7 protein-coding genes are annotated in these 8,955 nt (G+C 69.4%); all 7 read right to left on the bottom strand.

The window, feature by feature from the left end; all coding sequences use genetic code 11:
* Nucleotides 1-146: 146 nt before the first annotated feature.
* Complete coding sequence (gene pknB, locus ACWEV3_RS24475) at nt 147-2,102, bottom strand: Stk1 family PASTA domain-containing Ser/Thr kinase (protein WP_452616145.1); 1,956 nt, start codon at nt 2,100-2,102, stop codon at nt 147-149.
* A gap of 37 nt (nt 2,103-2,139) precedes the next feature.
* Nucleotides 2,140-3,450, bottom strand: a complete 1,311-nt coding sequence (locus ACWEV3_RS24480; protein WP_452616146.1) for a protein kinase domain-containing protein — start codon at nt 3,448-3,450, stop codon at nt 2,140-2,142.
* Between the two features lie 3 nt (nt 3,451-3,453).
* Nucleotides 3,454-4,908: a peptidoglycan D,D-transpeptidase FtsI family protein gene (locus ACWEV3_RS24485; RefSeq protein WP_452616147.1), complete on the bottom strand. Its 1,455-nt coding sequence runs from the start codon at nt 4,906-4,908 to the stop codon at nt 3,454-3,456.
* Nucleotides 4,905-6,314, bottom strand: coding sequence for an FtsW/RodA/SpoVE family cell cycle protein (locus ACWEV3_RS24490; RefSeq protein WP_452616148.1), 1,410 nt, complete (start codon nt 6,312-6,314; stop codon nt 4,905-4,907). The genes ACWEV3_RS24485 and ACWEV3_RS24490 overlap by 4 nt, the downstream gene beginning before the upstream one ends.
* On the bottom strand, nt 6,314-7,693 hold the full coding sequence (locus tag ACWEV3_RS24495) for a protein phosphatase 2C domain-containing protein (protein WP_452616149.1): 1,380 nt from the start codon (nt 7,691-7,693) through the stop codon (nt 6,314-6,316). Before ACWEV3_RS24495 ends, ACWEV3_RS24490 begins: the two co-directional genes overlap by 1 nt.
* On the bottom strand, nt 7,690-8,154 hold the full coding sequence (locus ACWEV3_RS24500) for an FHA domain-containing protein FhaB/FipA (RefSeq protein ID WP_132479402.1): 465 nt from the start codon (nt 8,152-8,154) through the stop codon (nt 7,690-7,692). The genes ACWEV3_RS24495 and ACWEV3_RS24500 overlap by 4 nt, the downstream gene beginning before the upstream one ends.
* Before the next feature lie 45 nt (nt 8,155-8,199).
* Nucleotides 8,200-8,955: FHA domain-containing protein (locus ACWEV3_RS24505; RefSeq protein ID WP_452616150.1), on the bottom strand; the 756-nt coding region annotated here is incomplete at its 5' end.

Consider the following 8,955-nt stretch of genomic DNA (forward strand, 5'->3'; position numbering starts at 1 on the left):
GTCGGCGTCGGTGTGGAAGTCGCGCCGGAGTCCCGCGGTCGGCACCGGATCTCGCTGGACTCCTCGCGGGATCTTCCAGTCCTGAAAAGCGGAAGGGCACCTGCGCCCGGTCATGCCGGTGGCAGGTGCCCTTCGCGTCGAAGCGGTCAGCCGAACGGCGGGAAGAGCCCGCCGTCGGCAGGTGTGCTGGTGGTCGGACTCGAGGTGTAGTCGCCCACGTACAGCGTCACCGGCTGGTCCTTGCCCACCTTCTGCCCGGCGGACGGCGACGAGCCGACCACCTTGCCGTCCATGTTCTTGTCCGTGGTCGACTGGTCGGACTCGATGATGCTGCCGTTCCAGCCGCGTTCCCGCAGGGCCTGCTCGGCCTGGCTGGGCGTCATGCCGACCAGCGACGGCATGCTGATCTGCCCGCCGTTGGACACCACCAGGACGATCTCGCTGTTCGGCTTCGCCTTGCTGCCGCCCGACGGGGACTGCTCCAGCACGGTGCCCGCGGGCTGGTCGGAGTCGCGGTCCTGCTTGCTGACCTTGAACCCGGCGCCGACCAGGTAGGCCTTCGCCGTGTCGAAGGGCTGGCCGACCACGTTCCGGACGTCGACCATCCTGGGCGCCTCGCCGATCACGACGGAGATCGTGGTGCCCTGGGTGACGGTTTCGCCCCGCTTGCTCCAGTCCATGACCTTGCCGACCTGCTTGGAGTCGTCCGTCTCGCGGTACTCCGGCGTCAGCCCCAGCTTCAGCCCGGCCTCTTCCAGCTTCTTCTGGGCGTCGTCGATGTTCAGGCCGGTCAGGTCCGGCACCTGCACGCTCCCCGGCCCGGTGCCGGCGCAGAGCCGGATCGACTGGGTCTCCTTGACGATCTGCGTCCCCGGCTGCGGGTTCTGCCCGACGATCTTGTCCTTGTCGTCGACGCTGGACGGGGCCAGGCACCAGTTGACGCGCCACTGCTCGGATTCGGCCTTGACCCGCGCTGCCGCCTGGGTCATGGAGGTGAAGTTCGGCACCGCCTCCGTCTTCGGCTCCGAGGTGAACACCCACGTCGCCAGCCAGGCCGCGAGCGCGAACACGAGCACGCAGGCCGCCGTGACCAGCGCGATCATCCGGTGCTTCCGGCGCTTGCGGTCGGCTTCGACGTCGACCTCTTCCGGCTCCCGCTCGACCGACCGGTGGCGGCCCGGCGCCAGCAGTTCGGTCGCCGAGGTCTGCGTGAGCATCGCCGTGCGCTCGTCCTCGGACATGATCATCGGCGCCTTCGGGCGCTGCCCGGAGAGCACCCGCACCAGGTCGGCCCGCATCTCGGCGGCCGACTGGTAGCGGTTCGCCGGGTTCTTGCTCAACGCCTTGAGCACCACGGCGTCCAGCGAGGCCGGCGTCGTCGGGTTGACGTCGGAGGGCTTGCGCGGCTCCTCCCGGACGTGCTGGTAGGCCACCGCGACCGGCGAGTCACCGGTGAACGGCGGCTCCCCGGTGAGCAGCTCGAACAGCACGCAGCCGGAGGCGTAGACGTCGCTTCGCGCGTCCACCGCCTCGCCGCGGGCCTGCTCCGGCGACAGGTACTGCGCGGTTCCTATCACCGCGGCGGTCTGCGTCACCGCGGCCTGCCCGTCGGCCAGCGCACGGGCGATGCCGAAGTCCATCACCTTCACGGCGCCGCCGCGGGTGATCATGATGTTGGCGGGCTTGACGTCCCGGTGCACGATGCCGTGGCGATGGCTGAAGTCCAGCGCGGCCGACGCGTCCGCCATGACCTCCATGGCCCGGCGCGGCGACAGCGGGCCCTCGGTCTTGACGATGTCGCGCAGCGTCCGGCCGTCGACGTACTCCATCACGATGTACGGCAGCGGCCCGCTCTCGGACTCGGTCTCGCCGGTGTCGTAGACGGCCACGATCGCCGGGTGGTTCAGCGCGGCCGCGTTCTGCGCCTCGCGGCGGAACCGCAGCTGGAACGTGGGGTCGCGGGCGAGGTCGGCGCGGAGGATCTTCACCGCCACGTCGCGGCTCAGCCGGGTGTCGCGGCCGCGGTGCACCTCGGACATACCGCCGTAGCCGAGAGTCTCACCGAGCTCGTAGCGGTTGGACAGAAGTCGAGGTGAACTCATCGAAGCGTCGTTCCGATCCTTGTCAACGATCGTCCCATCATGCCGATTCGCCCGATCCGATCGGTACCGGCTGGGCGACCAGCGGTGTTCCCCCGAGTTCCGTGTCCGGCCACCCCGCTGGTGCCGCCCCGATCCCGGGCGCGAGCCGTAGCGAAGTCTGGCCCAAAGCAGCTGCCGAATCCAGGTTGTGCGTTGTCACAGTGCCGGATTCGACCAATCCCTCGTTGAAGTTGACCACCCAGTACGTGGCCACCCCGACGGCGACCAGCAAGGCTATCGCGAGCACCGCCACCAGCAGCCAGACGATGATCTTGTTCGTGCGCGGTGCCGCCGCCTGCGGAGGCGGCAGTTGCGGGGCCGGCGCCTGCGGCGGGATCAGCCCCGGTGGGTACGTGTTGCCCATCGGCGGCAGCTGCGCGGGCATCTGGTGGACGCCCGTGTTCGGCACGGCGACGTTGAGCTGCTGCTGCCGCTGCTGCGGCACCACCAGCGAGGACGGCGTGGGAAGCGGCCGGCCCGCGCGCACCGCGGCGACGGCGTTGGCGAATTCGCCGCCGTCGGCGTAGCGCCGCCGCGGGTCCTTCGCCAGCGTCGCCTCGATCAGCGCCCGCACACCCGGCGGCACGTCCGGCGGCAGCGGCGGCGCGATCTCGCGGATGTGCATCATCGCGACCGTCACCGCGTTGTCGGACAGGAACGGGCGGTGACCCATCAGGCACTCGTAGCCGACCACGGCCAGCGAGTACACGTCGCTGGACGGCGTCGCGTCGTCGCCGAGCGCCTGCTCCGGCGCGATGTAGTGCGCGGTGCCCATCACCATTCCCGAGCGGGTCACCGGTGCCGCGTCGGCCGCCTTCGCGATGCCGAAGTCGGTCAGCTTCACCTTGCCCTCGGGCGTGATCAGGATGTTGCCCGGCTTGACGTCCCGGTGCACCAGGCCGCGTTCGTGCGCGGCCTGCAGCGCCCGCCCCGCCTGCTCCAGCATGTCCAGCGTGTGGTCGGTGTTGATCCGGCGCTCGCGGGCCAGGATCGCGGCCAGCGGCTCGCCCTCGACCAGCTCCATCACCAGGTACGCGGTGTCCTCCGGCCCGTCCGGGATCGCGGCGGTCTCACCGTAGTCGTGCACCGCGGCGATCCCCGGGTGGTTCAGCGACGCGGTGGTGCGGGCCTCGGTGCGGAAGCGGTGCAGGAACTCGGCGTCGCCGCACAGCTCCGCCTTGAGCACCTTGATGGCGACGGTCCGGTCCAGCCGGACGTCCACCGCCTGCCACACCTCGCCCATCCCGCCGACGGCGATCCGCTGGCCGAGCCGGTACCGGTCGGCGAGTAACTGGCCGGTGGTCAGCACGGGTCAGCCACCCCCCTGCAGACCGGCCCGGATGACCGCGCGGCCGATCGGGGCGGCGATGGAGCCACCCGTGGCCTCGGTGCCCTCGTCGCCGCCGTTCTCGACGATCACCGCGACGGCGATGGTCGGGTTCTCAGCCGGGGCGAACGCGACGTACCAGCCGTGCGGCTGGTCCTTGGCGTCGCCGTGCTGGGCGGTACCGGTCTTCGAGGCGATCTCGACGCCGGAGATCTTGCCCTCGCCCTTGGTGTTCTTCTCCGACTGGATCATCATGTCGCGCAGCATCGCGGCGACCTGCGGGGAGACGGCCTCGCTCATCTCCTCCGGCCGGAGGGTGTCCAGCTCCGACATGTCCGGCGCACGGGTCGCCTTCACCAACTGCGGCTGCATCAGCTTGCCGCCGTTGGCGATCGCGGCGGCCATCATCGCGTTCTGCATCGGCGTGACGCGGACGTCGCGCTGGCCGATGCCGCTCTGGTACAGCGAGGCCGCGTCGGCCATCGGGCCGAGGTCCGACTTGGCGACGGTCATCGGGATCTGCAGGTCCTGGCCGAAGCCGAACGCGGCGGCGGTCTTGCGCATCTTGTCCGGCCCGAGCTCACCGGCGATCTTGGCGAACGCGGTGTTGCAGGAGTGCGCCAGCGCCTTGGTCAGGGTGTTGCCCGCGCACTGCTTGCCGCCGTAGTTCGGCAGCTGCGTGCTGGTCTGGGGCAGCGTGATCGACGCGGCGTCCTCCACCGTGCTGTTCGGGTTGTACCCGTTCTCCAGCGCGGCGGCCGTGGTGATCAGCTTGAACGTCGAACCGGGCGGGTAGAGCTCGGACACCGACCGGTTCGCCATCGGCCGGTCCTTGTCGGCGTCCAGCTTGTTCCACTCCGCGGCGACGGCGTTGTTGTCCGCCGAGGCCAGCGGGTTCGGGTCGTAGGACGGCGCGTTGACCATCGCCAGGATCTCGCCGGTCGACGGGTTCAGCGCCACCACCGAGCCCTGGAAGCCCTTCTTGGTCAGCTGGTCGTAGGCGACTTGCTGCATCGCCGGGTTGATGGTCAGCTCAACGCTGCCGCCGCGCGGCTCGCGCCCGGTGATCATGTCGGACAGCCGGTCGAACGCCATGCTGTCGTCCGTGCCGTTGAGGATCTTGTCCTCGGCGCGCTCGATGCCGTTGGAGCCGTAGTAGAACGAGTAGAACCCGGTCACCGGCGCGTACAGCGGCCCGTTCGGGTAGTTGCGCAGGAACTTGAAGCGGTCGTGCTCGTTGGGGACCGAACTGGCCAGCGACTGGCCGCCGGCGGTGATCTGCCCGCGCTCCCGGGCGTACTCCTCGTACAGCGTCCGCTTGTTGAGCGCGTGGTCACGCAGCTCGTCGGCCTGGATGACCTGCACGTACGTCGCGTTGCCCATCAGCAGCACGACCATCACCATCATCGCCAGCGCCACCCGGCGCAGCGGCTTGTTCATCGGGGACGCTCCACCAACTCGGTATGTGCCTCCGCGATCGGGGCCTGCTTGGCCTTCGGCTTCGCGGGTGCCTGCGGGCGACGCGCGGCGTCGGAGACCCGGAGGAGCAGCGCGATCAGCATGTAGTTCGCCAGCATCGACGAACCGCCCGAGGCGAGGAACGGCGCGGTGAGACCGGTCATCGGGATGAGCCCGGTGGAACCTCCGGTGACCACGAACAGCTGCAGCGCCACGGTGAACGACAGACCGCCAGCGAACAGCTTGCCGAACGAGTCGCGCACCGCCAGCGCGCTGCGCAGCCCGCGCATCATCAGCAGCAGGTACAGCATCAGCAGCGCCATCAGCCCGGTCAGGCCGAGCTCCTCGGCCAGCGACGGGATGATGAAGTCGCTGAACGACAGCGGGGTCAGGTTCGGCATGCCCGAGCCCAGCCCGGAGCCGCCGATCCCGCCGTTGGCCATGCCGAAAAGAGCGGAACGCAGCTGGTCGTTCGCCGCTCCCTCGGCCAGCGGGTCCAGCCAGGTGTTCACCCGGGCTTGGACGTGGTCGAACAGGTTGAAGGCGATGACGCAGCCGAGCGCGAACATCGACAGGCCCAGGAAGACCCACACCGCGCGCTCGGTGGCGATGTAGATCATCACCAGCACGATGCCGAAGAACAGCAGGGACGTGCCCAGGTCCTTCTCCAGCACGACGATGCCGATGGACAGCAGCCACGCCGCGATCACCGGGGCCAGGTCCCGCGGGCGCGGCCAGTCCACGCCGAGGAACCGCTTGCCGGCCGTGGTGAACAGCTCCCGCTTCGACACCAGGAACGAGGCGAAGAACACCAGCAGCAGGAGCTTGGCGAACTCGTTCGGCTGGATGGACACGAAGCCGAGGTTGATCCACAGCTTCGCGCCGTTGGCCTCGGAGATGCTCGACGGCAGCAGGCCGGGCAGCGCCAGCAGCGCCAGCCCGACGAAACCGCACGTGTAGCCGTACTGCGCCAGCGTCCGGTGGTCCTTGACGAACACCAGCACCAGGATGAACAGCACCACGCCCGCCGTGGTGAACACGATCTGCTTGGGCGTGTACGGGGCGCCGACCACCGGTGCCAGGTCGAGCCGGTGCAGCATCACCAGGCCCATCCCGTTGATCAGCGACACCAGCGGCAGGATCAGCGGGTCGGCGTAAGGCGCCCAGCGGCGCACGCCGAAGTGCGCAGCGCCGTAGAGCGCGAGGAACGCGAACCCGTAGTAGAAGAGCTCCCGGGAGATCGTCTGCTCCTGCGCGAGTTCCACGAGGATCAGCGCGAAGGTGACGATCACCGCCGAGCAAACCAGCATGAACAGCTCGGTGCCCCGCCGAGTATCGACTCGGGGGGCCCCGCTGGCAGCTCCGGTCGTAGCGGCCGGTTGTGCCATCAACTCACCATCCGGCAGGTCACGCCCGGTTTCTGCTCCTCCGTCTGCAGCGGGGTGGCGTCCGGAGTGGACTCGGGCGGCGGCTGGGGCTGGCCCGGCGGCACCTGAGGCTGTTGAGGCTGCTGCGACGTCGGGGGTTCCGGCTGCTGGCATTCCGGCAGCAGCGCCGTCATCCGGAGCCGCCGCATCGCGTCACGGGCCTCCTGCAGCCCGTTGACCTCGGTGATGCCGTTGCGGACGTCCGGCCGCTGGGCCTCCTGCAGGTCGGTCACCTTGATCGGCGTGCAGTCCTGCGCCGAGTCCACCGGGCAGGAGGTCTCGACCTGCCAGTTCAGCGAAACGCCGAGCATGCTGCCCTGCACGCCTTGGTAGATCACCACCTCGTCGGCGCGGTTCGCACCGATGTAGTACTGGTTGAGCACCCACCAACGCCCGACCAGTGCGATTGCGGCCAACACGATGAGCACGCCGCACGTCACCAACAGCGAACGCAGCCAGCGACGCTTGCGCGGCCGCTCCGCCGGAGGTGAGGTGGGCTCGAAACGCTGCGGCTGCGGCCGCGGCATGGTCACCGCGGATGCGCGCGCCGCCGACGAATCGGGTTGCGGATGCTCATCGCCATTTCCCGCCGCGCCCCCGACGATCGGGGCGTCGTCGCCGAACTCGACGTCGACGACGTCGGCGATGATCACGGTCACGTTGTCCGGACCACCGCCCTTGAGGGCGAGCTCGATCATCCGGTCCGCGCATTGCTGCGGGTCCGGGATGCGCAGCGCCTCCGCCATCGTCTCGGTGCTCACCGGCCCGGTCAGGCCGTCCGAGCAGAGCAGGTAGCGGTCGCCGGCGCGGGCTTCCCGGATCGCCAGGCTCGGTTCCACCTCGTGGCCGGTCAACGCGTGCAGCAGCAGCGAGCGCTGCGGGTGGTTGGCGGCCTCCTCCTCGGTGATCCGGCCTTCGTCGATCAGCGACTGCACGAAGGTGTCGTCGTGGGTTATCTGGGTCAGCTCGCCGCCGCGGACCAGATAGGCCCGGGAGTCGCCGATGTGCACCAAGCCCAGCTTGCTGCCTGCGAACAGCACAGCGGTGAGCGTGGTGCCCATCCCCTCCAGGTCCGGGTCGTTGGCCACCAGCTCGGCGATCGCACCGTTGCCGGCCAGCACCGCACCGCGGAGCTGGCCGAGCAGGTCGTCGCTGGGCTCGTCGTCGTCCAACGGCGCCAACGCCGCGATGACGACCTTGCTGGCGACCTCACCGGCGGCATGTCCACCCATGCCGTCCGCGAGGGCGAGTAGTCGTGGGCCGGCATAGACCGAGTCCTGGTTGTTGGAGCGCACCAGGCCGCGGTCGCTGCGGGCTGCGTAGTGAAGGACGAGGGTCATGAGCGCAGCTCGATCACCGTCTTGCCGATTCTGATCGGAACGCCGAGCGGGACCTTGGTCGGCCCCGTGACCTTCGCCCGATCGAGGTATGTGCCGTTAGTGGAGCCTAGATCCTCCACGTACCAATCGGAGCCTCGAAGTGACAATCTCGCGTGTCGTGTCGACGCGTAGTCGTCGTCGAGGACCAACGTGGAGTCGTCGGCGCGGCCGATCAGGATCGGCCGGCCGTCCAGGGAGATGCGAGTGCCGGCCAGAGCGCCGTGCGTCACCACCATCTGGCGGGGCGCCTTGCTCTTGCCCCGGGCCTGCTTGCCCGGGAGCCGACTCGCACCTGGGATCGGGACCCGCATCCCGGACGCCGAGTAGAGATCCGAGCGAACCACGCGAAGCGCAGCCAGCACGAACAACCAGAGCAGGGCGAGAAACCCTGCTCTGGTCAGCTGAATCACCAGCTCTGGCACTTGTTGTGAACGCTCCTACTCGTGTCCGGACGCGGATTTCCGCGCTCAGGCCTGCTGAGCCCGGAAGACCAGGGACGAGTGGCCCACCCTGATCACGTCGCCGTCTGCCAACTGCCAAGTCTGCACCGGCGTGCCGTTCACCGTGGTGCCATTCGTCGAACCGAGATCGGCCAACATCGCGCTCTGGCCGTCCCAGGTGATCTCGATGTGCTTGCGCGACACACCGGTGTCCGGCAGGCGGAACTGGCCCTCCTGGCCCCGGCCGATGATGTTCGAGCCGTGCTGCAGCGTGTACGAGCGGTTCGAACCGTCGTCGAGGTGCAGCGTCGCGGTCATCTGCCCGCGCGGGCCGCCCGCGGCGAAACCGCCGCTCTGCGGGAAGGCGCCGCCGGGCTGCTGGCCGTAGCCGCCCTGGTCCGGGAAGCCACCGGACTGCGGGTACGCCCCACCCGGCTGCTGGCCGTAACCCTGGTCGAAACCTGGCTGGCCGTAGCCCTGGTCGTAGCCCTGCTGCGGCTGCTGGCCGTAACCCTGGTCGTAGCCCTGAGGCTGCTGGCCGTAGCCCTGGTCGTAGCCGCCGGGCTGGCCGTAGCCCTGGTCGTAACCCTGCTGCGGCTGCTGGCCGTAGCCGCCCTGGTCGTAACCGGGCTGCGGCTGCTGGCCGTAACCCTGGTCATAACCCTGCTGCGGCTGCTGGCCATAGCCCTGGTCGTAGCCCTGAGGCTGCTGGCCGTAGCCCTGGTCGTAGCCGCCGGGCTGGCCGTAGCCCTGGTCGTAACCCTGCTGCGGCTGCTGGCCCGT

This window comes from Saccharopolyspora sp. NPDC003752, assembly GCF_053605825.1.